A 25,752-nucleotide genomic window follows, 5' to 3' on the forward strand; every position below is an offset into this window, starting at 1 on the left:
CACGGATGAAGGTGAAGTCGGTATTGTCATGGACGGTGACGATATGGGTACCTCTGGCACCGTATTCACTGTCACGGTAGGAGACGGCGCCAGAGGTACCCATATCTGTACCGTCCTCCATGACAATACCGACTTCACCTTCATCCGTGGCGACATCTGGTACAAATGCGGGATTACCCGAGGAGAGAGGATTACTTTTGCCGCCTTCATTCAGTTTATTTACGATGTCAGTGTTAGTTTGATTGCCACCCGATCCGCCTGCGGCGACTTTGGCGGCTTCGTTTTTGATGAAGCGGTAGGCGCTGTCGGCATTTTCATGTACCGCGTTGACCTTGGCGCTGGCGATATAGCCGTTATACGCAGGAATGGCGATGGCGGCCAGGATGCCGATGATCGCGACCACGATCATTAATTCGATGAGGGTAAAACCTTGTGTACGTTTCATGCTGTTCTCCCAGCTAGTGGTTGGTTTAAAAATCTTGCGGCAACTGTTTGCCGTCTGTGTTGGTGTCTTTGTAGCAGTATGCGTGCCACAAGGGTATCGACCCGGTCACAGAAATCTTGATTTCTTATTTTAACTTTTTATTTCAATAACTTGTGAGGGGAGGGCGGATCGAGGCCGGACCTCACGTTGATGATATTTTCGCCGTTGTGTCACCTCGGGGTGACCGGTTTTGTCAGTTTGTGACACGCGGGGTCAGATCGTGTCAGGTTGCCGGTTACTCGATGCCGAGTTTCTTGATGCGATAGCGTAACTGACGAAAACTCAGTCCCAGTAATTTCGCGGCGGCGGTTTTGTTGTAGCGGGTCTGCTCCAGCGCCTTGCGGATGGCCTCTTTTTCCTGTTCCTGCAGCGAGCTGTCCAGCGGGTTTTCCGTTGCGGCGAGCGGGGGAGCGTTGTCGGTCGTGGCGGCGTGGTTGGCGGGCAGGTTGAGGCTGGCGGCGTCGATCCGGTTGTCCTCGCACAGGGTCATGGCCCGTTCCAGCAGGTTTTCCAGCTCGCGGACATTGCCGGGAAAGGAATAGTTTTGTAAGGCCCGCAGTGCATCATCCGTCAGCCGGGGCAGATCCACCTGCCAGTTGGCGGCGATGCGACGCAGAAAATAGTCGGCCAGCTTTGGAATGTCATCGGGCCGTTCGGCCAGGTCCGGCAGGTGCAGTTCGATGACGTTGATCCGGTAATAGAGATCCTGGCGGAACTGGCCGTCCTGAATCAATTGACCGAGATCCTTGTGCGAGGCGCTGAGGATGCGCACGTCCACATGCACCTCCTGCTGGCTGCCGATGGGGCGCACGGCTTTTTCCTGGATGGCGCGCAGCAGTTTGACCTGCATGTGTAGCGGCAGATCGGCCACCTCGTCCAGAAACAGGGTGCCGCCCTGGGCGGCCTGGAACAGGCCGGCCTTGTCGCCGTTGGCACCGGTGAAGCTGCCTTTTTTATGGCCGAAGAACTCGCTCTCCATCAATTCGGCGGGAATCGCGCCGCAGTTGACCGGCACGAAGGGCCGGTCGCGACGCGGGCCCTGCTCGTGGATCAGGCGCGCCGCGAGTTCCTTGCCGACCCCCGAACCGCCGCTGATGTAGACCGGCGCCTGGCTGCGGGCCAGCTTGGCGATGGTCTGGCGAATCTGTTGCATCACGGGCGAGTCACCCAGCAGGGTAGTCTGCCCTGACTCGGTCGGGCTTCTGGCCGCCGGCCGCCGTTCGAGTTTGAGGGCGGTGGTGACCAGACTGCGCAGATCGTTGATGTCCAGCGGCTTGTTGACGAAATCGTAGGCCCCGGCCTTGAGCGCCTCGATGGCCGATTCCATGTTGCCGTGGGCGGTGATCATGGCCACCGGCAGATCCGGGTATTGTTGCTGGATATGACGGATCAGATCGATGCCGTTGCCGTCGGGCAGGCGCATGTCGGTCAGACAGAGATCGAACGTATGCTGTGCCAGCAGGTTTCTGGCCTGCGCCAGATTTTCCGCACTGAGGCAATCCACGGCCATGCGTGAGAGTGTGATCTCCAGCAATTCCCGGATATCCGGTTCGTCGTCGATAATCAGGGCTAAGGGTTGATCTGGCACGGCATTCCTTAAAGTTGTTTGTACAGTTATTTATTCAGATAGAGTGGATTCCGGGTCGCGCCGCTGGCTTGCCCGGAATGACGCAAGTTGTTTTTTCCTCGTCACTCGTTCCTCATTTTCCGCACTGAGGCAATCCACGGCCATGCGTGAGAGTGTGATCTCCAGCAATTCCCGGATATCCGGTTCGTCGTCGATAATCAGGGCTAAGGGTTGCTGGGACACGCTCATCCTTTCGGTCGTTGTTTTGTTCTGGTTTGTTGCATCAACAGAGACTGGATTCCGGGTCGCGCCGCTGGCTTGCCCGGAATGACGTTTCCTGTTTTTCTAGTCACTAGTGCCTGGTCACTAGCCCCTGTTTTTAGGTTCCGGGTCGCGCCGCTGGCTTGCCCGGAATGACGCAAGTTGTTTTTTCCTCGTTACTCGTTACTCGTCCCTGTCTCGTCAATGCATCTGCCGCCGCGGATCCTGAAAGGTAATCCGGAAACAGCTGCCGCCGGTAGCGACCGGTTCATAGTTTAAATGGGCCTGGTTGGCTTCGGCCAGCTCCCGCGAGATATACAGCCCCAGGCCGGTCCCTGAGGTGGCGGTGGTGTAAAACGGTTCGAAGATATGTTCCGCCACGTCCGGGGGAATGCCGGGGCCGTGATCCAGGATATCGATGAACGGGCGGCCCGATTCCTCGGTCAGTGCAACACGGATCTCCACCTTGGGGAAACCGGGATACTCCTCGCTGTGGCGTACGGCGTTGTGGCACAGGTTGGTCAGGATCTGATCCAGATGGGTCGGATCGAAGCGGACCTGCAGTTGCGCGGGATTGATATTGATTCCGATCAGTTCCGGGTGCAGCCCCTGGCCGGAGAGAAACTCGCGCACGAATTTGTGTAAAAACGGTTCGAGTTCGATGAGCCGCGGCGTGGAGTGATCCCGTCGGCTCAGTTGCATGATGTTCTCGACGATGGTGTTCATGCGCCGGGATTGATCGCCGATGATCCCGGTCAGGCGCCGATCGTGTTCATCCAGATCGGGCGATTCGCCCAGTAACTGGCCGGCATGGCTGATGGCGCCCAGCGGGTTGCGAATCTCATGCGCAATGCTGGCTGTGAGTCGCCCCAGTGCCGCCAGCTGCAGTTGCTGCGCCTGGCGCGCCAGGGCGGTGGCGTCCTCCAGAAAGATCAGGGTGCCGGTGGCATCCTCCTGACCCAGGCGGGCGAAGCGGGGCATTACCCGGGGGTGCTCGGCCGAAGGCTGGATCATTTCGATATCGGTACCCGGATCCGCCTCCCAGCGTTGCAGCTGATCAGCCAGCTCCGCTGACAGTTGGCCGAGTCGACTGTAGTGGGTCGCCGAGGGCATGCCCAGCATGTACCAGGCCGATTCGTTCATCAGGCGAATCTGGTCTTCGTTGTCGGTCACAATAATCCCGGTTTGCATTCGCTGGATAATATGTTCGGTCAGTTGCGACATATTGGCCAGGTCCAGCCCGCGTCGCTGGGCCAGCGCTTCTGATTCGCGGATGCGGTGGGCAAAACCGTGCACCGCCAGGGCGGTGACGAACAACACCAGGCCCAGAATCCCCGCCTGGGTGTAGTTGTTGGGCTCGCCCAGGCCGATGTACTGGGCATAGAACTGTTCGGCCAGCACGGCCAGGGTGGCCAGGGCCGCGAACATCAGCGGATGGCGCCCCCCCATGACGATGCTGCCGCCGGCCACGGCGACAATCAGCAAAGTCCCCAGACCACTGGTGATGCTGCCACTGGCATGCATCAGCAGGACGGTGGCCAGAATATCGGTGCCAATCTGCAGATAAACCTGGATATCAAACCGCGGCCAGCGGTTGCTGATAAGCAGAATGAAGACAATGGCGGCCGCAAAATAGAACAGGGAGACCGCGTAAAACAGCACCGGATCATGGCTTGCCAGGGGCGGCAAAAGATAACCACTGTAAAACAATCCGGTGAACAGGCCGCTGATTAACAGGCGATAGAGATTGAGCAGAGCCAGCGGTTTCCAGACCCGGGTTTCGCTGTCGCCAGTGCCGACAAAAAAACGGTTGGCTTCGGTTTCCGTGCTCATAAAGTTAGCGTGTCACGTCTTGCGCCATTTAGCGATGGCGGGGCAGGTGTGCCCGGCTGCAATAGTAATGCCCGTCCTGTTCCAGCGCTTCTTTTTCGGGCACATGGGTGCCGCACTGCTCGCAGCGAACCATATTCTCAATCGGGCGAGCCGACTGTTTTTTTGACGCCGAACGACGTTGCTGGCCCAGGGCCTTGAAACGCTGATAGAGCCGGATGATCAGCCAGATCAGCAGGGCCAGCAGAATAACGCGCACCAGTCCGGGCATGGGAATTCCTGAATCATAGAGACCAACGGGCATGATAACCCAATTTAGCGTGGGATATCCCTGCACGAGTTTTGCGTCTGTCCGCGGATTGTTCCAGAATAGCTACTGGTTTCCCGCCAGAACAAGAATATGAATCTTCACGAATTTCAGGCCAAGCAACTGTTTGCCCGCTACAACATTCCGGTGCCCGAGGCGCGAGTCGCCGAGTCGGTCGAGGCGGCGCGATCCGCCGCTCGCGAACTGGGAGGCGGGCAGTGGATGGTCAAGGCCCAGGTGCATGCCGGCGGCCGTGGCAAGGCCGGCGGAGTAATCAAGGCCGGCTCGGCGGAGGAACTGGAAGCCGCGGCCGATCGCTTGCTGGGTTCCCGGCTGGTCACCGGCCAGTCCGGCCCCGACGGACAGCCGATCAATCAGCTGTTAATCGAAAGCCCGGGCGATATCGCCGCCGAGTATTACCTGGGTATGCTGGTGGATCGTGCCCTTTCAAGAGTGGTCTTCATGGCCTCCGCCGCCGGCGGGATGAACATCGAGGAGGTGGCCCGCAAGACGCCGGAGAAGATTCTCACCGTGCCGGTCCATCCGGCTGCCGGTCTGCAGGGCTATCAATGCCGGCAACTGGCGTTTGGCCTGGGGCTGGAAAAACAACTCAAGTCCCTGACGGCCATCATGCACGGCCTGTATCGACTGTTCATGGACAACGATCTGAGTCTGGTGGAGATCAACCCGCTGGTGCTGACCGCCAGCGGTGACCTGCTGGCAGTGGATGCCAAGATCAATCTCGATGACAGTGCTCTTTATCGACACCCGGAGTTACAGGCCCTGCGCGACGCCAGCCAGGAAGATGAGCGGGAAAACCGCGCCCATCAGCACGGCCTCAATTACGTCAGCCTCGACGGTAATATCGGCTGCATGGTTAACGGCGCGGGACTGGCCATGGCGACCATGGACCTGATTCAGTTACACGGCGGGGCGCCGGCCAACTTTCTTGATGTGGGCGGCGGCACCACCGCCGAGAAAGTGGCCGGGGCCTTCAAGCTGATCCTCTCCGACAGCAAGGTGAAAGCGATCCTGGTCAACATCTTCGGCGGCATCGTGCGCTGCGATCTGATTGCCGAGGGCATCATCCAGGCGGTGAAAGAAACCGGGCTCGCGCTACCGGTGGTGGTGCGTCTGGAGGGGACCAACGTGGATCAGGGCAAGGCGCTGTTGCAACAAAGCGGGCTGGACATTATTACGGCCGATGGATTGAGCGACGCGGCCACCCGGGTGGTCGACGCGGCCGGAGGTCCGGCCTGATGGCGATACTGGTGGATAACACAACCCGGGTGATCGTGCAGGGTTTCACCGGCAAGCAGGGCAGCTTCCATGCCGAACAGGCCATCGAGTATGGCACACAGCTGGTTGGTGGTGTCACGCCCGGCAAGGGCGGCACGACCCATCTGGAACGGCCGGTATTCAATACCGTCGCCGATGCCGTGCGTGAGACCGGCGCCAATGCCAGCATGATCTACGTGCCGGCGGCTTTTGCCGCCGATGCGATCCTGGAGGCGGCCGATGCCGGCATCGAGGTGATCGCCTGTATTACCGAAGGTATCCCGGTGCTGGATATGTTACGGGTCAAAACCGCATTGCAGGACAGCGACAGCTATCTGGTGGGTCCCAATTGCCCCGGCATTATCACCCCGGGCCAGTGCAAGATCGGGATTATGCCTGGCGCCATTCACCAGCCGGGGGGGGTCGGCATTATCTCGCGTTCCGGCACCCTGACCTATGAGGCAGTCTATCAGACGACCCAGAACGGACTGGGGCAGAGTACCTGCATCGGTATCGGTGGCGACCCGATTCATGGACTGAATTTCGTCGATTGTCTGTCGCTGTTCGAAAACGATCCCGATACCCGCGGCATGATCCTGGTAGGCGAAATCGGCGGTGGCGAAGAGGAAGAGGCGGCCGAGTTCATTCGCCACCATGTCAGTAAACCGGTAGTGGCTTACATCGCCGGGGTCACGGCCCCGCCGGGCAAGCGCATGGGCCATGCCGGCGCGATCATCTCCGGCGGCAAAGGGACCGCCGAGGGCAAGTTCACCGCCCTGCAGGATGCCGGTGTGGCCGTCAGCCGCTCCCCGGCCGAAATGGGCCGGCTGATGCAGGAACAACTCGGCACCTGAGCCTGGCATCGGCTCTACAATTCAAAATGACCCTCGCCAGAATGCACAGATGCCGGAATACCCTGAATATATTCAGTCCGCCAATAAACGCGAATGAACGCCAATATGAAAACAGAATTGGCGTTTATTCGCGTTCATTGGCGGATTAGAATCGCCTTGCTGTTTTACAAGAGATTGATCTGGAGATAAGCGCAGACATGCCAGAACAGGAACTACGGATCGCGATTGCCCAGATCAATCTGCTGGTTGGCGATATGGAGGGTAACGCCCGGCGGATTATCGAGGCGATGCATGAGGCTCGTGACACCCTCGGGGCGGATGTGCTGGTGACGCCCGAGCTGGCCCTGACCGGCTATCCTCCCGAGGATCTGTTGTTACGCCCCGGCATGTATGAACGTATTGAACGGACACTGCTGCATTTGCAAAAGCAGGTATCCGGCATCGATGTGTTACTGGGATACCCCGAACACACTCCGGAAGGGGTGTATAACGCTGCGGCGTTGATTCGTGAAGGCCGGATCATTGCGCATGCGCGTAAGGAAAATCTGCCCAACTACAGTGTATTCGACGAGAAGCGCTACTTTTCGCCGGAACACGACAGTTGTGTGGTTCGCATCAAGGGCGCCAATGTCGGCATTACGATTTGCGAAGACGTCTGGTTTCCCGAGCCACTCCAGCGGCTCAAAGAGGCTGGCGCCGATCTGATCCTGAATATCAATGCCTCACCCTACCATATTAATAAAGGTTACGAGCGAGAGCGGGCCGTGGCGGACCGTTGTCGGGAAACGGGCCTGCCGGTTGTGTACGCCAACCTGGTCGGCGGTCAGGACGAGCTGGTGTTCGATGGCGATTCATTCGTGATGGACGGCGAGGGTACCGTCACCCGGCGTGTCCCGGCGTTTATCGAAAAGCTGGAACAGGTTCGCTTCGTGAAAGATACTCAGGGCTGGCAACCGGTGCAGGCCGATGCATTACCGGCGCCGTTGTCGACCACCGCCAGCGTGTATCAGGCCCTGGTGCTGGGAGTGCGCGATTTTGTGCGCAAGAACGGTTTCAACGGGGCGGTGATCGGGTTATCCGGCGGGATCGATTCGGCGTTGACGCTGGCAATTGCCGTGGATGCGCTGGGCAACGAGGAGATCGAAGCGGTGATGATGCCCTCGCGCTACACTGCGGATATGAGCGTGGAAGATGCCGCGGAACAGGCGCGTACTCTGGGCGTCAATTACCGGGTTATCGCCATCGAGCAACCCTTTAATGCTTTTCTCGATATCCTGGCCGATGAATTTGCGGGCTTGCCGGTGGATACCACCGAGGAGAATATTCAGGCCCGTTGCCGTGGGGTGTTATTGATGGCCATCTCCAACAAGAAACGCAAGATGGTCCTGACCACGGGAAACAAAAGCGAGATGGCAGTCGGCTATGCGACACTCTATGGGGACATGGCCGGCGGCTTCGATGTGCTCAAGGATGTGCCCAAGACCCTGGTGTATGAATTGTCCAGTTATCGCAATACGCTCTCACCGGTGATCCCGCAACGAGTGATCGACCGTCCCCCGTCCGCCGAACTGGCACCGGATCAAAAGGATACCGATAGCCTGCCGCCCTACGACGTGCTGGATGCCATTCTGGAGATGTACGTGGAAAAGGACATGGGACTGGAGGATATCGTGTCCTGTGGTTATGACCGGGAGATCGTGCAAAAGATCATGTATATGGTGACACGCAACGAATACAAACGCCGTCAGGCGCCGCCGGGGATCCGTATTACCCGGCGCGCCTTCGGTCGCGATCGACGCTATCCCATCACTTCGGGGTATGCCACGCCTACCCGGTGACGAGGAAAGCCGTTTATCACGAAGGCACGAAAGCACCAGCTTATATTATACTGTCTCGATAACTTGAATTATTAACATTTTCGTGTCTTCGTACCTTCGTGGTAAATTATTTAAGCTGCGGGGTGTGTTTAACGCACTGTGATGCCAATGCAACAAACCAGGGATTAGTGTTATGAAAAAAGTCGAAGCGATCATCAAGCCGTTTAAACTGGATGACGTGCGTCAGGCGCTCTCCGAGATCGGGGTTACCGGGATGACCGCTACCGAGGTCAAGGGTTTCGGCCGGCAAAAAGGGCACACCGAACTGTATCGCGGTGCCGAGTACGTGATTGATTTTTTGCCCAAGGTTAAAATCGAAGTAGTGGTGGCCGATGAACTGGTCGATCAATCCCTCGAGACCATCACCAGTGCTGCCCGTACCGGCAAGATCGGCGACGGCAAGATCTTCGTCACTGATGTGCAGCGGGTAATCCGGATCCGCACCAGCGAGGAAGGCAACGAAGCCATCTAGGTCCTTCGTTCCGAAGGACCAGTTTCCGGGGGCCAGGTTCTAGCTGCTAGAACCTGGCCCCTGGCCCCTGGAAACTGCTTTTGTTATGTCGTGATCAGGATAGTTCAATTCCAGCACTTTAAGCGTGTCGGTGGCGAGATCGTTCAGTTCCAGTTGCCGGTAGGCCCGTACCATGATGCCCAGGGCTTCGGGAACTTCGGAAGTTTGCTGGTAATTTTCCACCACATGTTTGGCGCGATTGACTGCGGCGATCAGGGCGCCACGTTTCAGGTAATAGCGGGCAATATGCATTTCATGTTCGGCCAGCGCATCGCGCAGGGCATACATGCGGGCAACGGCATCCTCGGCATACTGGCTGTTGGGAAACTTTTCAACCAGTTCGGAGAAATGGCGAAAGGCCTCGCGTGAAGGCCGGGGATCGCGCTCGGTCATATCCTGATCGAACCAGCGATTGAGCAGGGAGGGTTCCAGGCGAAAACTGGACAGGCCGCGCATGTAGTAAGCGTAATCGACATGTTGATGGTTGGGATGCAGTTTGATGAATCGCTCAGCGGACAAAATGGCGGTCTCTTCTTCCCCGTACTTGTAATAGGCGTAGATGATCTCCAGCTGGGCCCGCTCGGCATAGGGACCGTAGGGAAAGCGCGACTCCAGCCGTTCATACAGGTTGATGGCGCTCTCGTAGTTTTTATTTTCCAGCTCGCTGTGAGCTTCCTCGTACAACTCTTCCACTGTCATGCCCGAGGTGGGATCATTCGCATCCGGCGAGGAACTGCATCCGGAGAGTAACAACAAGGGCAGGAGCAAAAGCAGATAACGGGCGAACATGACGATTCCGGTAAGGTGAGTGTGAATTTGTAGTACGATTCTGGTTCAGACCGGCATTATACCCGCAAACAGGCCGATGACGACACAATCGACAGAACTTCTCCGTGGCGAGATCCCCAATAGTCTGGCCGGCCAGCGGCTCGATCAGGCTCTGGCACAGCTGTTTTCCCAGTACTCCCGCTCCCGTTTGCAGCACTGGCTGAAACAGGGATGTGTGCGGGTCGACGGCCGCCAGAGGCGGGCGAGGGACAAGGTGTTCGGTGGCGAGCAAATCGAGATCGAAGCGGTCCATGAGCCCCAGGGGGAATGGCAGCCCGAGCCGATCGAACTGGATATCGTGTTCGAGGACGAGGCATTGATTGTACTCAACAAGCCGGCCGGGCTGGTGGTGCACCCGGCCGCCGGTAATCCTGAAGGGACCATGCTCAACGCCCTGCTGCACCACGATCCCGATCTGGCCACGGTACCGCGCGCCGGTATCGTGCATCGCCTGGACAAGGAGACCACCGGCTTACTGGTGGTGGCGCGTACCCTGGAATCCCAGAAGCAGCTGGTGGAACAACTTCAGGCACGGCGCTTTCTGCGCGACTATCAGGCTGTGGTCAATGGCGTGATGACCGGGGGTGGCAAGGTGGACGCTCCCATCGCTCGTCATCCCACGCAGCGCAAACGCATGGCGGTGGTTCAGAATGGCAAGCCGGCGGTCACCCACTACCGGGTCGCGCAGCGCTTTCGCGCCCATACCTGGTTGCGTGTCACGCTGGAGACCGGGCGCACCCATCAGATCCGGGTGCACATGGCGCATATTCACCATTCGCTGGTGGGCGACCCGACCTACGGAGGTCGTCTGCGGCTGCCCAAAGGAGCAAGTGAGACGCTGGCCGAAACCCTGCGCGGCTTCAGGCGTCAGGCTCTGCACGCCAGCAAACTGGGACTGCAACATCCGCTGACTGGTGAGATGGTGCAGTGGGAACAGCCGTTGCCCACGGATATGGCCAATCTGATTGCGGCCCTGCAGCAGGATCTGACGGCACAGGATAAGCCATGAATCGCGAATGCTTTGTCATGCCTCGCTGGCCGGCTCCCTTAACGGTCCGGGCCGGGACCAGTTGCCGTCGGGGCGGAGTGAGTGCACCGCCGTATGATTCGCTCAATCCGGCCTCCCATGTGGGCGATTCCCCGCAAGCGGTGGCGACTAACCGGGTCCGACTGGGTTTGCCGGCCGAGCCGGGCTGGTTGCAACAGGTCCATGGCACGCGGGTTGCCCTGCTGGAACACAACGGGCAGCACGGTCTGGAGGCCGATGCCGCCTACACGCGCACGCCGGGGGTGATCTGTGCGGTACTCACCGCGGATTGTTTACCGGTGTTGCTGTGCGATCGGGATGGCCAGGAGGTGGCGGCAGTCCACGCCGGCTGGCGGGGCCTCAGTGCCGGGGTGATCGAGGCGGCACTGGACCAGTTTCAGGCCCCGGCCGATCAGATCCTGGCCTGGCTCGGTCCGGCCATCGGGCCCGACGTTTATGAAATCGGCGAAGAGGTGCGTCGCGCCTTTGTCGAGCCCGATTCCGACAACGGGGCAGCGTTCACGCCGACCCGCCCCGGTCACTGGTTGATGGATATCTACGCCCTGGCGCGCCGGCGTCTGCTGCAGCGGGGCGTGGAACAGATCAGCGGCGGGGAATATTGCACCTTCACTGATAGCGAGCGGTTCTACTCCTACCGGCGCGACGGCGTCACCGGGCGCATGGCCAGTGTCATCTGGCTGGCACCGGCTGACAGGGGCTAGCCGCCAGATACCAGGGGCTAGTGGTAGGCCGGACATAGCGGATGCGGTGTCCGGCAACTCGAAAAGTGCCCGATACCGCGTTGCTATATCGGGCCTACCTGCTGGCGCCGGATGACAGGGGCTAGCTGCCAGGTACCAGGTACCAGGTGCTAGTGACTCTTCTTGAAGGTATTGTGCCGATAATTTTCTCCGCTAACGAGGCGGGAACGGTGCGTGGGACGCACCCTATCTCCCTGGGTTCTAGTAGCACAGAGCTTGGAATTTTAGCCTCTAGTACCTAGCCCCTGGTAACTAGCACCTAGTATGATGATGGGGTTTTTTGCCGACCTGGAAGGGTAATGTCGTTATTCATCTGGATTTTGCTGTTCAGTCTGCTCGGCGGGGTGCTGAGTGTGCTGGCGGCCGCGCTGTTTTTATTGATTCCTGGTTTTACCCGGGATCGGCTGTTGCCCCATTTTGTCAGCTTCGCCATCGGTGCCCTGCTGGGGGCGGCGTTTCTGGCCCTGCTGCCGCACAGTCTGGCCGGCACGGACGACTTTCATCTGCTGGGCATGACCGTATTGCTCGGCGTGCTCGGTTTTTTCCTGCTGGAGAAGATGGTGCTGTGGCGCCACTGTCATCACGAAGTCTGTGAGGCACATACTCCTGAACCACACACGCATGACAACAACGCGGCAGGGACCCTGATCCTGATCGGCGACGGGGTACATAACTTCGTGGACGGTGTGCTGATCGCCGCCGCCTTCATGACCGACATTCATCTGGGTATCGTTACCGCGCTGGCCGTGGCGGCGCATGAAATCCCGCAGGAAGTCGGTGACTTCGCCGTGCTGTTGCAAAGCGGCTTCAGCAAGCGCAAGGCATTTTTGTATAACGTGCTGGCCAGCCTGACTACCCTGATCGGGGCCGGCCTTGCCTATTACAGCCTGGCTGATATGCAGCAGGCGTTGCCGTATGTGCTGGCGGTCGCGGCCTCCAGCTTCATCTATATCGCTGTGGCCGATCTGATCCCGGGCCTGCACAAGCGGGTGGAGTTCGGGGCGACTATGCAACAGATTGCCTTGATCCTGCTCGGCGTGGTGGTGATCTACCTGGCGCATTCGACACTGCATTGAATCCTGTTCCGGTGTTATCGTCTGGCTATCAGCCACTTGATTGACACCTTGCTCTCAAGTGAAGGGATTGGGCAGACGAAATACGCTTTAACAGGGATACTATAAAAAGGCGCGACAGGTGATGGGCTGGGAATTGAGCTGGGGGATGTGGCTGTTAACAGGTGTCGGCATTCTGCTGATCATTATGCTGGTCGCTATGTATCTGGCCGATGTGACGCAGGTGACTCATGCCATTCGGCGAAATTATCCGGTCATCGGTCGCTTTCGTTATTTGTTCGAGAATCTCGGCGAGTATTTTCGCCAGTACTGGTTTGCCCACGATCGTCAGGAGATGCCATTTAATCGGGCGACTCGCGCCTGGGTCTATCGCACTTCCAAGGGGCTGGGAGGGCTGCTCGGCTTCGGTTCCACCAATGATCTGCGCGAGCCGGGATCGATTATTTTTGTCAGCGCCTCTTACCCGTTACTGGAAGAAGAATATACCGATACCTCGCCGGTGGTAATCGGTCCCGGGTGCGACAAACCCTTCGAGGCAAAATCGGTTTTCAATATCTCCGGGATGAGTTATGGCGCGCTGTCAAAGCCGGCCGTCAGGGCTCTGTCGCGCGGCGCCGCCAGTGCCGGTGTCTGGCTCAATACCGGCGAGGGGGGATTGTCTCCCTATCACCTGGAAGGGGCCTGTGATCGTATCTACCAGATCGGGACTGCCAAGTACGGGGTTCGGGATGCCCGGGGTAGTCTCAGTGAGGCGCGTTTGCGCGAGGTGGCTGAACAGGTCAACGCCTTCGAAATCAAGTTGTCGCAGGGTGCCAAGCCGGGACGTGGCGGGGTCTTGCCGGCGGCCAAGGTGACGGAGGAGATTGCCGCCATCCGCGGTATCGTACCGGGGCTGGTCTCCAGCAGTCCTAACCGGCATCGGGAGATCACCAATGCCGATGATCTGCTCGATATGGTCAATCGGGTGCGGGATATCACCGGGCGTCCGGTTGGTCTGAAAACCGTGCTCGGCTCCGAGGAATTTCCCCAGTTACTGTGTGAGACTATCCTGCGCCGGGGCGAGGATCAGGCGCCCGATTTTATTACGGTCGATGGCGGGGAAGGCGGTACCGGTGCGGCGCCGCAATTACTGGCGGATTATGTCGGTTTGCCGATTACCGAGTCTTTGCCGGTCATGGTGGACACCTTGATGGCCTACGGGCTGCGCAATCGTATCAAGGTAGTGGCTTCGGGCAAGATGGTGCATTCGGCCAAGGTAGCCTGGGCGTTATGCATTGGCGCCGATTTTGTGGTCAGCGGGCGCGGATTCATGTTTGCGCTGGGCTGTGTCCAGTCGTTGCAATGTCACAAGGACAGTTGTCCGACCGGCATTACTACCCAGGATCGACGCCGGCAAAAAGGTCTGGTGGTGGAAGACAAGGCCGAGCGGGTGGCGCAATATGCCTACTGGGTCAATCACGAGGTCAATGTGCTGGCACACTCCTGCGGTCTGTCCAATGCCCGGGAGTTTCGGCGCGAGCATATCCGCATTGTTCAGACACCGGGCAAGAGTCTGCCATTGAATGTGCTTTATCCGTATCCGGTAAGCAAGCATACATACTGATTCTTTGTGCACCCCCTGTCGCGCAGTCTGTTGCGGGGTACTACGTCAGCACTCGCAGGCAAAATCTTACCGATACCCTGTCAGGCGAGTCATCATCCGGGTTGTCAGCGCAACAGCAGTACCGGGACGGTGGCGTTGCGGACCACGCTGGTGGTGGTGCTGCCGACCAGAAAACGACGAACTATCGAGTGACCCCAGGCGCCCATGATCAGCATATCGATCCCGTTGTCCGCGCGGTAATCGCATAACACCCGTTCGATATCCCCGCTAACAATACTCGCCGGAGTGTCAAAGCCTGCTGCCTCGAGGGTCGTCTGCGCCCATTGAAGCTGTTCGCGATTGCTCGCACTGTCATTGCCGACCATCAGCAGATGGCAGGGAAGGCCTTTAAACAGCGGGCTGCGAGCGACCATCTCGACCCCTTTACGGGTGGTATCGCTGCCATCAAAAGCCAGCATCACACTCTCGGGGGCCTTGAAGGTACCGGTGGTAACCAGAATCGGGCAGTGCAGGCTGCGCACTACGCTCTCCACCCGGCTACCCACGTGCGGTTTGAGTTTCTCGTCATGTTTGCCCAGCACCAGCAGGCGGGTGTCCTGTTCGATGGCCAGCAGCGAGTCGATCAGGCTGCCGTGACGCTGGTGAGTAATCGGTTCGCTGACGCCGTCTTCCAGCGCGCGTTGTCTGGCGGATTCGAGCATCAGCCGTCCCTGTTCCATGGCCAGCTTGCCACGCTTTTCGTCCAGCTCCGCCAGCTCCTGCAGCAGGGTTTCGCGACTGCCCAGGCCGATGTTGCCGCTCAGGTCGGTTTGCGCCGGGTATTCCGATTTGTCCAGCACATGCAGCAGGACCAGCGGGGCATCCAGTTGCAGGCTGGCCCAGGCGGCGCAGTCGCTGACTGCGGTGGAGACTTCGGTACCGTCGATACAGGCGATAACATTGGGCATAGCGGATATCCTGTCAATGGGCCATCAGTTTATCGACGGCGTCGGGTTTGTCATGCACCGCGAAGCGATCCACGATGGTGGCGCTGGCCTCGTTGAGGCCAATCACTTCGACTTCGGTGCCTTCGCGGCGGAACTTGAGTACCACCTTGTCCAGCGCGGCCACCGCCGTGATATCCCAGAAATGGGCCTGACAGAGATCGATGACCACTTTATCCAGCGCTTCCTTGAAATCGAAGAACTCCACAAACTTGTCCGCCGAGGCGAAAAAGACCTGGCCCACCACTGTGTAGGTCCGCGTCGCGGTTTCCTCGTCCCGCTCGGAGACCACGTATTTGTACTGGCCCACCTTGTTGGCGAAAAACAGCGCGCCCAGCAATACGCCGACGAACACCCCATATGCCAGATTATGGGTGGCGACGACCACCACCACGGTCGCGACCATCACGATGTTGCTGCTCATCGGGTGTTCCTTGAGGTTGCGGATCGAATCCCAGCTGAAGGTCCCGATGGAGACCATGATCATCACCGCCACGAGCGCGGCCATGGGGATCTGTGCCACCCATTGATCAAGAAACACAACCATCACCAATAAAAACACACCGGCTGACAGAGTCGAAAGCCGGGTGCGGCCGCCGGATTTGATGTTGATCACCGACTGGCCGATCATGGCGCAACCGGCCATGCCGCCCAGCAGGCCCGAACCGATGTTGGCGATGCCCTGGCCCTTGCATTCGCGGTTCTTGTCGCTGGATGTGTCAGTCAGATCATCGACGATAGTGGCGGTCATCAGCGATTCCAGCAGGCCGACCACCGCCAGCGAGAGGGAATAGGGCAGGATGATCAGCAGAGTCTCGAGATTGAGCGGCACGTCAGGCCAGAGGAAGATCGGCAGAGTATCGGGCAGCTCGCCCATGCTGCCGACGTTGCGAATATCCAGATCCAGCCAGATGGCCAGCGCGGTCAGCACTACGATGGTCACCAGTGGCGAGGGGATGGATCGCGTGATGTACGGAAACAGGTAAATGATCGCCAGTCCCCCGGCGGTCATGGCATAGACATGCCAGGTGACCCCGGCGGTGGCCGGATTCAGCTCCGGCAACTGGGCTAAAAAGATCAAAATGGCCAGCGCGTTGACAAAGCCGGTGACTACCGAGCGCGAGACAAAGCGCATCAGCGAGCCCAGCTTGAGATAACCGGCGCCAATCTGCAGCAGGCCGGTCAGCAGGGTGGCAGCCAGCAGGTATTCCAGCCCGTGGTCCCGCACCAGGGTGACCATCAGCAGCGCCATGGCGCCGGTGGCGGCGGAAATCATGCCAGTGCGGCCGCCGGTAAAGGCGATTACCACGGCGATACAAAACGAGGCGTAGAGCCCCACCTTGGGGTCGACCCCGGCGATAATGGAAAAGGCAATGGCCTCGGGAATCAGCGCCAGCGCCACCACGATGCCGGCGAGCAGATCGCCGCGCGGGTTGCTGAGCCAGTTGGTTTTCAGGGTCTGGTACATGGTTATCGGTATTCCAGTTCGCAATTGTCGAGCGCCGCGCCGTGTACGAAGTCGACGCATCACGGCCGTCAGTGGCGGCAACGACCGTCAGGTCGGGAGAATGAAAGCATTGGCGGGCACCGCCGGTGCGCCGGTACCCGGACAGAAAGCCGGTCGTAGCGCGAGAGGTGCGGCGGCAAACGCGGCGCGCACTATAGCACAACGCGCCTGGCAAGGCAGGTGCGCCGCGGATGGTTCAGGGCGTATCATGGTTTTATGAGCCTGAATGACACCGAGCTCGAACAGTTGCACGCCGCCCTGCAGGCCCAGCGGGCCGCGCTGGATGAGACCCGGGATACCAATGCCGAGGCCAGCTCGACCGTGGAGCTGGACCAGACCCGCGTCGGCCGCCTCTCGCGGATGGATGCCCTGCAGAGTCAGGCCATGTCGCAAGCCGCCGGCCAGCGGCGTGAGCAGATGCGGCTACGTATCGAGTCGGCACTGGCTCGAATGGACGCGGGCGAGTATGGCTATTGTCTGCGTTGCGAGGAGCCGATCGCCGCCGCCCGCCTGTTCGCGGATCCCGCTGCCACCCTCTGTATCCGCTGCGCCAGCGCCAGCGAACACTGATTTGTGCAAAGGCGGTAATTAAACGCTGAGGACGCGGAGACGCGGAGGCGCTGAGAAGTCAATATAGGGTGCGTCCCACGCACCGTTTTTCTGCATTCGAGGTAAGCGTGCGTAGAACGCACCCTACCCACTATTCGTTGTAGGAGACCTGCCCTCTGGCCGATCTGCTTGTGGATGGTGCGATCGTCAGGGTGAATCGCCGAGGGGGCTCGGCTCCCACAGTGCTTTGCGCACGAGGATGGCTGCTTCGGATCTTCTGTTTTGCCGCCAAGCCTTGAATCCCGCATAACCGGCCCTATTTTTGTTGGAGTATTTGAAATTTTATCCGCACAGGGGAAAACGAGTTATGCGAATGGACAAACTCACCAGCAAGTTCCAGATGGCGATCGCCGATGCCCAGAGCCTGGCGGTCGGCCGCGATCATCAGATGATCGAGCCGGTGCATCTGATGAGCGCCATGCTGGATCAGGAAGGCGGCAGCGTCTCGCATCTGCTGGCCCAGGCCGACGTCAACGTCAATCTGTTGCGCTCCCAGCTGGGTGAAGCGCTGGATCATCTGCCGCAGATCGAGGCTGCCACCGGCGAGGTGCATATCTCCAATGATCTGTCTCGCCTGCTGAATCTGACCGACAAGCTGGCGCAAAAGCGCAAGGATAAATATATCTCCAGCGAACTGTTTGTGCTGGCGGCCGTGGATGACAAGAGCAACCTCGGAGAATTGCTGCGCAAAGCCGGCGCCACCTCCGGTACCCTTGAAAAAGCGATCGAAAATGTCCGCGGCGGCCAGCAGGTCGACGATCCCAATGCCGAGGAACAACGCCAGGCGCTGGAAAAATACACCATCGATCTGACCGAACGGGCCGAACAGGGCAAGCTCGATCCGGTGATCGGGCGCGATGATGAAATCCGCCGTTCCGTCCAGGTCCTGCAACGGCGTACCAAGAACAATCCGGTACTCATCGGTGAACCCGGTGTGGGCAAGACCGCGATCGTCGAGGGTCTGGCGCAACGCATTATCAATGGTGAAGTACCCGAAGGACTGAAGCGCAGGCGTGTGTTGTCACTGGATATGGGCTCGCTGCTGGCCGGTGCCAAGTTCCGGGGGGAATTTGAGGAACGTCTCAAGGCCGTGCTCAATGATCTCTCCAAACAGGAAGGACAGGTGATCCTGTTTATCGACGAGATCCACACCATGGTCGGTGCCGGCAAGGCCGAAGGTTCCATGGATGCCGGCAATATGCTCAAGCCGGCACTGGCCCGTGGTGAGCTGCATTGTATCGGCGCTACTACCCTGGATGAGTATCGCAAATACATTGAAAAGGATGCCGCACTGGAACGCCGTTTTCAAAAAGTGCAGGTGGATGAACCGAGCGTGGAAGATACGGTAGCGATCCTGCGTGGTCTGAAAGAGAAATACGAAGTCCATCACGGGGTGGATATCACCGATCCGGCGATCGTCGCCGCGGCGACCCTGTCACATCGGTATATCACCGATCGGCAACTGCCGGACAAGGCGATCGACCTGGTGGATGAGGCGGCCAGCCGCATTCGTATGGAGATCGATTCCAAACCCGAATCCATGGACCGTCTGGATCGCAAATTGATTCAGCTGAAAATTGAACATGAGGCATTGAAAAAAGAGAGTGACGAAGCCTCGCTCGAGCGTCTTAACAAACTGGAAGACGAAATCGACAAACTGGAGCGTGAATACCACGATCTTGAAGAAGTCTGGAATTCAGAAAAAGCAGCTGTGCAGGGTACCCAGCATATTAAAGAAGAGCTGGAACGTGCCCGTATCGAGCTGGATACGGCGCGCCGTGCCGGAGACCTGGCACGTATGTCCGAGCTGCAGTACGGCAAGATTCCCGAACTTGAAAAACAGCTGGACATGGCTGCCCAGGCGGAAATGCAGCAGGAAACAACCTTGCTGCGTACCTCGGTGAACGAGGAGGAGATCGCCGAGGTGGTCTCCAAGTGGACCGGCATCCCGGTTTCCAAAATGCTCGAAGGCGAGCGCGACAAGTTATTGCGCATGGAAGAGGCCCTGCATCGGCGCGTGGTGGGACAGGACGAGGCAGTTAAATCAGTGGCCGATGCCATTCGCCGCTCGCGTGCCGGACTGTCCGATCCCAACCGGCCCAACGGTTCGTTCCTGTTCCTCGGCCCGACCGGGGTGGGCAAGACCGAGCTGACCAAGTCGCTGGCGGCTTTTCTGTTCGATACCGAGGACGCCATGGTGCGCATCGATATGTCCGAATTCATGGAGAAGCACTCCGTGGCCCGGTTGATCGGTGCCCCGCCCGGTTACGTCGGCTATGAAGAAGGCGGTTACCTGACCGAAGCGGTACGTCGCAAACCCTATTCGGTTATCCTGCTCGACGAGGTCGAAAAAGCGCATCCCGATGTGTTTAACATCCTGTTGCAGGTGCTGGATGATGGCCGACTGACCGACGGTCAGGGTCGCACGGTCGATTTTCGTAACACGGTGATCGTGATGACTTCCAACCTGGGTTCACAACAGATCCAGGAGATGGCCGGTGAGGAAAATTACGATGCCATGAAGGCCACGGTCATGGAGATTATCGGCCAGCACTTTCGCCCCGAGTTCATCAACCGCGTCGACGAAGTGGTGGTCTTCCATCCGCTGGCACGCGAACAGATACGCGCCATTGCCGGCATCCAGTTCGATTACCTGCGCCAGCGCCTGCAGGATCGGCATATGGATATCGAACTGACCGGGGCGGCGCTGGACAAGATCGGCGAAGCCGGTTTCGATCCAGTCTACGGCGCCCGGCCACTCAAGCGGGCCATCCAGCAACAGGTGGAAAACACCCTGGCGCAGGAGATACTCTCGGGTAAGTTCGTGCCGGGCGATGTGATCAAGGTCGATGTCAAAGACGACCGGTTCGTCTTTGGCAAATCCGATCGCAAGGCCTCGGCGGCGTAAGAGCACACCACCAAGACACAAAGACACCAAGTCTGAAAATAAATTTGCCGGCGAAAGCCGGCATTTTTATGTGTGCGTGATTTTTTCTGAATTAGAAAATATATTTTTGTTTTCCTTGGTGTCCTGGCGTCTTGGTGGTGATTGTTTTTATTTTAAAAGTGCATGTTCATGAGGCGCTGGCGGGCACGACGATATTCGTCCTGGGTGATGATGCCTTCGTCGGAGAGTCGGCGCAGTTCTTTCAGTTCGATCGCCAGCATCTCTTTTTTGTCAAAGGTAATGGCCTGGCTGGCGGCGAGGATGCGGGTTTTGAGTTCGGCGACGAAGTGTCGAAAGCTTTCGGGGTCGGGTTTGTTATAAAGCAGGCGTAATAACGGGCAACTGCCGTAGCGACTGCGAAATTCGGTGACATTGGGCGAGTAGTAGATAAACAGAATCAGGCAGCCGCAGGTCAGCAGGATAAAGGTAATCAGAAATGGAAGCACCTGGTTCAACGTCTGGGTGGTCTGGTTCTGCCACAGATAAAAGCCGAATAGCAGGGTGGTCAGGGCAAAGTAGGCGATGCCCAGCAGCCAGCGCCAGGCAATTCTTCGATGGCGAACCGGCCACGGCTCCAGCATGCCCAGGTTCAGGTGATAACTCTGGCGACCGAACAGATCCTGGTCCGCGACCTTCACGAACTTGTCGTTATAGATTTCGATGCGCCGCAGTTGCCCCATGCTGCGCGCGTGTTGGGACAAAACGGTGTTGATCCGCCGGGTGCCGACGCTGACGGTGGTTGTTTCGCTGGCGCTCATTGATTCTGTCTTGTTCTGTATTAGTCGTCCTGCATCATAGCCCAGCCGGCGAGGTCATAACAGCCGTGCGGTTTGCATATTAGCAGATCATGATGCAGATGAACTTGTGCCCGGCGTGGATGTCCGATGGGGTATCGTCGAATCGGGAACTGCTGATACGTTACTTCAAGGATACTTACGATCAAGCCATCCGAAATAACCGACCCGGAACTCTATCGCCAGCGGCGCCGGTTTTTACGTCTGGCGGTGCTGCGCCCCCAGGCCAGACGCTGATGCAATCTGCAACAGGGGGTTGCATGGATCACAGGCGGGCTGCAATCCGCAGAACCGGTACCGGTTTTGTCGACCAATTGGCGTAAACGTATGCAATCCGGATAAAGTTTGTACTATCATGTCGCAATCCCGCTGCGAGGTCACACAATGTGATTCCGGTGAGCCGCCTGCAGAGACGGGCAACAACAAAAATACAACAGTACAAAACCAAGACTTACAATTTGAAGGTATACGAGGAGGACCGAATGTCTATTAATCGCCGTGAATTTATCCAGCTGATGGGTATGGCTGCGGCTGCAGGCATGTTGCCGGGTTGCGACAACAAGTCGAGTGGCTCAGCCGGAGTGACGACCACCGGACAGGGCAAGGCGCCCGAGGATATGTACCATGTTCCCAAGTTCGGCAATGTCACTTTCATGCACATGACCGACTGCCATGCCCAGCTGAAACCGGTCTATTTCCGTGAGCCGAACGTGAATCTGGGGCTGCATGATGCCAAAGGTCGGCCGCCGCACATTGTCGGTCATGCCTTGCTCGACTATTACGGAATTAAACCCGGGACTCCGGAGGCGCATGCCTTTACCTATCTGAACTTCGCCGAAGCGGCTGAAAAATACGGCAAGGTCGGCGGTTTTGCGCATCTGCAAACCCTGGTCAAGAAACTGCGGGCCGATCACGGCGCCAACCGGACCCTGATGATGGACGGGGGCGATACCTGGCAGGGTTCCGGGACGGCCTACTGGACGCGCGGCAAAGATATGGTCGGCGCGACCAACTTGCTCGGCGTGGATGTCATGACCGGTCATTGGGAATTCACCTACCACGACGAGGAAGTTATCTCCAACGTCAAGGACTTCAACGGCGAATTTGTCTGCCAGAATGTTCTGGTCAAGGACGAAGCCAGCTTTGATTACAAGTTCGAGGACTTCGAGCACTTCGACATGAATTCCCTGCACGCCTTCAAGCCCTATACCATCAAGGAAATGGACGGGGGAATTCGTGTCGCCATTATCGGTCAGGCCTTCCCCTATACCCCGATTGCCAACCCCGGTGAGCGCTTTATCCCCGACTGGACCTTCGGGATTCGTGATCAAGCCATGCAGGCGATGGTGGATACGGTACGCGAAACCGAGAAGCCCGATGCCGTGGTGGTGATTTCGCATAACGGCATGGACGTGGATATCAAGATGGCCTCCCAGGTCAGCGGTATCGATTGCATCTTCGGCGGGCATACCCATGACGGCATGCCGGGAGCTATGGAAGTGAAGAACAAGGGCGGTACCACACTGGTCACCAATGCCGGCTCCAACGGCAAGTTCCTGGGTGTCATGCAGTTCGATATCCGTAACGGCAAGGTCCAGGGTTACGATTACAAGCTGCTGCCGGTCTTTTCCAACTTCCTGGAGCCGGATCAGGAGATGGCCAGGTACATCGAAGAGGTGCGCAAGCCCTACCTCGATACCCTGAACGAAGAGCTGGCCGTGGCCGATGATGTGCTCTATCGCCGTGGCAACTTCAACGGGACCTTCGACCAGCTTATCTGCGATGCGCTGCGTGAAGTGGGCGGCGCCCAGATTTCCTTCTCACCGGGCTTCCGCTGGGGCACCACGGTATTGCCGGGGCAGCCGATCACGATGGAGCACGTGCTGGATCAGACCTGTCTGACCTACCCGGAAACCTACGTCGATAACCTGAGTGGTGAAAACATCAAGCTGGTCCTTGAAGACGTGGCCGATAACATCTTCCACGAAGATCCCTATCGTCAGCAGGGCGGGGATATGGTGCGTGTCGGCGGCATGGATTACACCATCGACCCGACCAGGAAGATCGGCGACCGGATCAAGGACATGCGTCTGGACGACGGTACCCCGATCGAGGCCAATAAGGAATACAGCGTGGCCGGCTGGGCCTCGGTTTCCCCCAATCCGCGCGAAGGCAAGGATATCTGGGATGTGGTGGCCGAGTACCTGCGCGATCAGAAAGTGGCGAGCGTCAAGAAACTCAATACGCCCAAGCTACTTAATGTGCAGGGTAATCCCGGCCTGGCGGACTATAACGCCTGAACGGTATTCTGATAAGGCAATAAAAAGGGGGAGCAGATGCTCCCCCTTTTTTATGGTCAGGCTCTAGTTGCTGGTTGCTGGTTGCTAGCCCCTAGCCCCTAGCCCCTGCGCCAGCAGTCGACGGGTATCTGTATCGGTTGGCGAAAGCCCGTGCCAGGCGCCTGTGTGCTCGCTGATCAGATCGGCCAGAAACCGGATATGTTCCGGGCGATCGTTGAGGGCCGGGATGTAGTCGAACCGTTCGCCGCCGGCCTCGAGGAAAAATTCCCGGTTTTGCATATCGATCTCTTCCAGGGTTTCCAGGCAGTCACTGGCAAAGCCCGGACTGATCACCTGCACGTGACGGATACCTTCGTCGGGTAACGCCTTGAGGGTGACGTCGGTATAGGGCTGCAGCCACTCTTCCCGGCCGAAGCGGGACTGGAAGGTCACCTGCCAGGCGTCTTCGGGTAGTTCAAGCTGTTCGGCCACCAGCCGGGCGGTTTTGTGGCACTGGCAAAAATAGGGATCGCCGGCCAGCAAATAGCGTTTGGGCAGACCGTGAAAGGAGAACAGCAACTTTTGTGGTGTGCCGTGTTGCTGCTGGAACTGTTGAATACTGGTGCACAGCGCGCCGATATAACCGGGATGATCGTGGTAGCTGGTCAGCATGTGCAGCTCCGGTAACCAGCGCCAGGTTTTCAGTTCGTCGGCGATGGCGTCGAAGGTGGAAGCGGTGGTGGTAGCCGAATACTGGGGATAGAGGGGGAGTACCAGAATACGCCGTACCCCGGCGGCCTGCAGTTCGGCCAGACCGTCCGCCAGTGAGGGATTGCCGTAACGCATTCCGATAGCCACCCTGAGCGGTTGTTGAAATATTGTCTCCAGTACCGGTTGCAGGGCCCGGGCCTGCCTGCGGGTGTAGGCAAGCAATGGGGCTCCGTCCTCGCGCCAGACGCTGGCATAGGCGTGGGCGACGCGCGGCGGGCGAATGCGCAAAATGACGCCGTGCAGGATAATTCGCCACAGCCAGCGAGGCATTTCCACGATGCGCGGATCGGCGAGAAACTCTGCCAGATAACGCCGCACCGATGCGCTGTCCGGCGCGTCGGGGGTGCCGAGATTGGTCAGCAGAATACCAATTTGATCGGGCTGTTGATGAGTGAAACCGGGCGTGCCTTTAAAAGCCATGCGCCAAACCTTGTTGATGAGTGTAGCGTGGATTATCCCGGAGTTTGCGCGCCGGCAAAAGTGGTAAATATACTCGGTACATTATTGTGGCCCATGGGAGAGGGAGATGCTGGGGGTTTTTCTGGATACAGGCAGTCTGGTCGCCGGACAGGGGAATCACGGCGATCTCGATTTTGCGGCCATCAATGCATTACCCATTGACTGGCGCTATCATGCATCTACCGAAGCCGAAGCGGTTGTGGAACGCCTGCAAGGGGCCCGGGTGGTGGTCACGAACAAGGTTGTGCTGGATGCCATGCAGCTTGCCCGGTTGCCGGAGTTGAAACTGATCGCGGTGGCGGCCACTGGCGTCAACAATATCGACCTGGACGCGGCCCGCCGGCAGAGCATTCAGGTATGCAATGTCACCGGTTATGCCACTGCCTCGGTGGTACAGCATGTGTTCATGTTGATTCTCGCCTTGCTGCGCCAGCTACCCGCCTATCGCGCAGCACTGCAAGACGGCCGCTGGCAGCAAAGTCGGCATTTTTGTCTGCTCGACTATCCCATCGCTGAATTGCAGGACAGGAGCCTCGGAATTATTGGTTATGGCGAACTGGGCCAGGCGGTGGCCCGCATGGGGGAAGCATTCGGCATGCGCCCTCTGATCGCACAACGCAGTGCCGACGATCAACGTGCCGGTCGCCTGCCGCTGAGCGAAATGTTGCAGAAGGCGGATATTGTCTCTTTGCATTGTCCGCTGACCGAGGAGACCCGCCATCTCATCGGCGCCGAACAGCTGGCCCTGATGAAACCCGGTGCCCTGTTGATTAATACCGCCCGGGGCGGCATTGTGGATGAGTCGGCGTTATATGAAGCGCTGCGGGAAGGGCGTCTCGGCGGGGCCGGTGTGGATGTGCTGGCGCAGGAACCGCCGGTGCAGGATCATCCGCTGCTATGTGCGCAACTGGATAACCTGATTGTTACGCCCCACATTGCCTGGGCCAGCCGGGCCGCACGTCAACGGCTGCTCGATCAGGTGGCAGATAACATCGCCGGTTATCTGAACGCCAGGCCGTTACCCAATACCCTGTGGTAGCCGCTGGCACCGCTTGCGTTTTTTACAGGCTGCAAAGCCGGTCACAGCAGCGGATGACAGGCTGTGATTAAACTCACGGAACTCTTTGTCAAAACGCCGTTAC

General features: G+C 58.5%; 21 protein-coding genes and 1 pseudogene. 12 read left to right on the forward strand and 10 right to left on the reverse strand.

Going from position 1 to position 25,752, the window contains the following annotated elements; all coding sequences use genetic code 11:
- The 5 genes and pseudogenes from R6U90_RS01790 to R6U90_RS01810 all read right to left on the reverse strand — a co-directional run.
- Window positions 1-445 (reverse strand): prepilin-type N-terminal cleavage/methylation domain-containing protein (locus R6U90_RS01790; protein WP_410350947.1); only part of this gene is annotated, 445 nt, incomplete at its 3' end.
- Window positions 446-719: 274 nt separating this feature from the next.
- The gene (locus tag R6U90_RS01795) at window positions 720-2,072 is read right to left on the reverse strand and encodes a sigma-54-dependent transcriptional regulator (RefSeq protein ID WP_410350948.1); all 1,353 of its coding nucleotides are present in this window, start codon (window positions 2,070-2,072) and stop codon (window positions 720-722) included.
- Between the two features lie 96 nt (window positions 2,073-2,168).
- Window positions 2,169-2,300 (reverse strand): annotated as a pseudogene (locus R6U90_RS01800) (hypothetical protein); the annotation flags it as partial.
- Between the two features lie 213 nt (window positions 2,301-2,513).
- Complete coding sequence (locus R6U90_RS01805; RefSeq protein WP_410350949.1) at window positions 2,514-4,145, reverse strand: sensor histidine kinase; 1,632 nt, start codon at window positions 4,143-4,145, stop codon at window positions 2,514-2,516.
- A gap of 28 nt (window positions 4,146-4,173) precedes the next feature.
- Window positions 4,174-4,413 (reverse strand): PP0621 family protein, encoded by a 240-nt coding sequence (locus tag R6U90_RS01810; RefSeq protein WP_410350950.1) that lies wholly within the window; start codon window positions 4,411-4,413, stop codon window positions 4,174-4,176.
- A 129-nt stretch (window positions 4,414-4,542) separates the two neighbouring features.
- Between R6U90_RS01810 and sucC the strand changes: the two genes are divergently transcribed.
- The 4 genes from sucC to R6U90_RS01830 all read left to right on the forward strand — a co-directional run bounded on the left by sucC (window position 4,543) and on the right by R6U90_RS01830 (window position 8,930).
- Window positions 4,543-5,709 (forward strand): ADP-forming succinate--CoA ligase subunit beta, encoded by a 1,167-nt coding sequence (gene sucC / locus R6U90_RS01815; protein WP_410350951.1) that lies wholly within the window; start codon window positions 4,543-4,545, stop codon window positions 5,707-5,709.
- Window positions 5,709-6,581 (forward strand): succinate--CoA ligase subunit alpha, encoded by an 873-nt coding sequence (gene sucD, locus R6U90_RS01820; RefSeq protein WP_410350952.1) that lies wholly within the window; start codon window positions 5,709-5,711, stop codon window positions 6,579-6,581. Before sucC ends, sucD begins: the two co-directional genes overlap by 1 nt.
- 197 nt (window positions 6,582-6,778) lie before the next feature.
- Complete coding sequence (locus tag R6U90_RS01825; RefSeq protein WP_410350953.1) at window positions 6,779-8,419, forward strand: NAD+ synthase; 1,641 nt, start codon at window positions 6,779-6,781, stop codon at window positions 8,417-8,419.
- Window positions 8,420-8,591: 172 nt separating this feature from the next.
- Window positions 8,592-8,930 carry a P-II family nitrogen regulator gene (locus R6U90_RS01830; RefSeq protein ID WP_410350954.1) on the forward strand — a complete coding sequence of 113 codons (339 nt, stop codon included), beginning with the start codon at window positions 8,592-8,594 and terminating at the stop codon, window positions 8,928-8,930.
- Window positions 8,931-8,969: 39 nt separating this feature from the next.
- Here R6U90_RS01830 and R6U90_RS01835 read toward each other — a convergent pair whose 3' ends face one another.
- Complete coding sequence (locus tag R6U90_RS01835; protein ID WP_410350955.1) at window positions 8,970-9,758, reverse strand: outer membrane protein assembly factor BamD; 789 nt, start codon at window positions 9,756-9,758, stop codon at window positions 8,970-8,972.
- A 76-nt stretch (window positions 9,759-9,834) separates the two neighbouring features.
- Here R6U90_RS01835 and rluD point away from each other — a divergent pair, with 76 nt between their 5' ends.
- The 4 genes from rluD (at window position 9,835) to R6U90_RS01855 (ending at window position 14,261) form a co-directional block, all read left to right on the forward strand.
- Window positions 9,835-10,806 (forward strand): 23S rRNA pseudouridine(1911/1915/1917) synthase RluD, encoded by a 972-nt coding sequence (gene rluD, locus R6U90_RS01840; RefSeq protein WP_410350956.1) that lies wholly within the window; start codon window positions 9,835-9,837, stop codon window positions 10,804-10,806.
- On the forward strand, window positions 10,803-11,546 hold the full coding sequence (gene pgeF, locus R6U90_RS01845; protein ID WP_410350957.1) for a peptidoglycan editing factor PgeF: 744 nt from the start codon (window positions 10,803-10,805) through the stop codon (window positions 11,544-11,546). The genes rluD and pgeF overlap by 4 nt, the downstream gene beginning before the upstream one ends.
- Window positions 11,547-11,884: 338 nt before the next feature.
- Window positions 11,885-12,661, forward strand: coding sequence for a ZIP family metal transporter (locus R6U90_RS01850; protein ID WP_410350958.1), 777 nt, complete (start codon window positions 11,885-11,887; stop codon window positions 12,659-12,661).
- Between the two features lie 121 nt (window positions 12,662-12,782).
- On the forward strand, window positions 12,783-14,261 hold the full coding sequence (locus tag R6U90_RS01855; RefSeq protein WP_410351064.1) for an FMN-binding glutamate synthase family protein: 1,479 nt from the start codon (window positions 12,783-12,785) through the stop codon (window positions 14,259-14,261).
- A 104-nt stretch (window positions 14,262-14,365) separates the two neighbouring features.
- Here the strand turns inward: R6U90_RS01855 and R6U90_RS01860 are convergent, their stop codons facing one another.
- Window positions 14,366-15,208: a universal stress protein gene (locus tag R6U90_RS01860; RefSeq protein ID WP_410350959.1), complete on the reverse strand. Its 843-nt coding sequence runs from the start codon at window positions 15,206-15,208 to the stop codon at window positions 14,366-14,368.
- Window positions 15,209-15,221: 13 nt separating this feature from the next.
- Window positions 15,222-16,712 (reverse strand): SulP family inorganic anion transporter, encoded by a 1,491-nt coding sequence (locus R6U90_RS01865; RefSeq protein WP_410350960.1) that lies wholly within the window; start codon window positions 16,710-16,712, stop codon window positions 15,222-15,224.
- A 255-nt stretch (window positions 16,713-16,967) separates the two neighbouring features.
- On the opposite strand from R6U90_RS01865, the gene R6U90_RS01870 reads away from it, so the two are divergent.
- A complete protein-coding gene (locus R6U90_RS01870) occupies window positions 16,968-17,321 on the forward strand; it encodes a TraR/DksA family transcriptional regulator (RefSeq protein WP_410350961.1) in 354 nt (117 codons plus the stop codon).
- A gap of 346 nt (window positions 17,322-17,667) precedes the next feature.
- Window positions 17,668-20,268: an ATP-dependent chaperone ClpB gene (gene clpB, locus R6U90_RS01875; protein ID WP_410350962.1), complete on the forward strand. Its 2,601-nt coding sequence runs from the start codon at window positions 17,668-17,670 to the stop codon at window positions 20,266-20,268.
- A gap of 152 nt (window positions 20,269-20,420) precedes the next feature.
- Here clpB and R6U90_RS01880 read toward each other — a convergent pair whose 3' ends face one another.
- A complete protein-coding gene (locus R6U90_RS01880; protein WP_410350963.1) occupies window positions 20,421-21,065 on the reverse strand; it encodes an SHOCT domain-containing protein in 645 nt (214 codons plus the stop codon).
- 518 nt (window positions 21,066-21,583) lie between these two features.
- Between R6U90_RS01880 and soxB the strand changes: the two genes are divergently transcribed.
- On the forward strand, window positions 21,584-23,401 hold the full coding sequence (gene soxB / locus R6U90_RS01885; RefSeq protein WP_410350964.1) for a thiosulfohydrolase SoxB: 1,818 nt from the start codon (window positions 21,584-21,586) through the stop codon (window positions 23,399-23,401).
- 84 nt (window positions 23,402-23,485) lie between these two features.
- Here the strand turns inward: soxB and hemH are convergent, their stop codons facing one another.
- Window positions 23,486-24,571, reverse strand: a complete 1,086-nt coding sequence (gene hemH / locus R6U90_RS01890; protein WP_410350965.1) for a ferrochelatase — start codon at window positions 24,569-24,571, stop codon at window positions 23,486-23,488.
- A gap of 106 nt (window positions 24,572-24,677) precedes the next feature.
- Here hemH and R6U90_RS01895 point away from each other — a divergent pair, with 106 nt between their 5' ends.
- Window positions 24,678-25,649 (forward strand): 2-hydroxyacid dehydrogenase, encoded by a 972-nt coding sequence (locus R6U90_RS01895; protein ID WP_410350966.1) that lies wholly within the window; start codon window positions 24,678-24,680, stop codon window positions 25,647-25,649.
- The last annotated feature ends 103 nt before the right edge of the window (window positions 25,650-25,752 follow it).

This window comes from Thiohalophilus sp. (assembly GCF_046483665.1).
In the GTDB taxonomy this organism is placed as follows: Bacteria; Pseudomonadota; Gammaproteobacteria; order UBA6429; family Thiohalophilaceae; genus Thiohalophilus.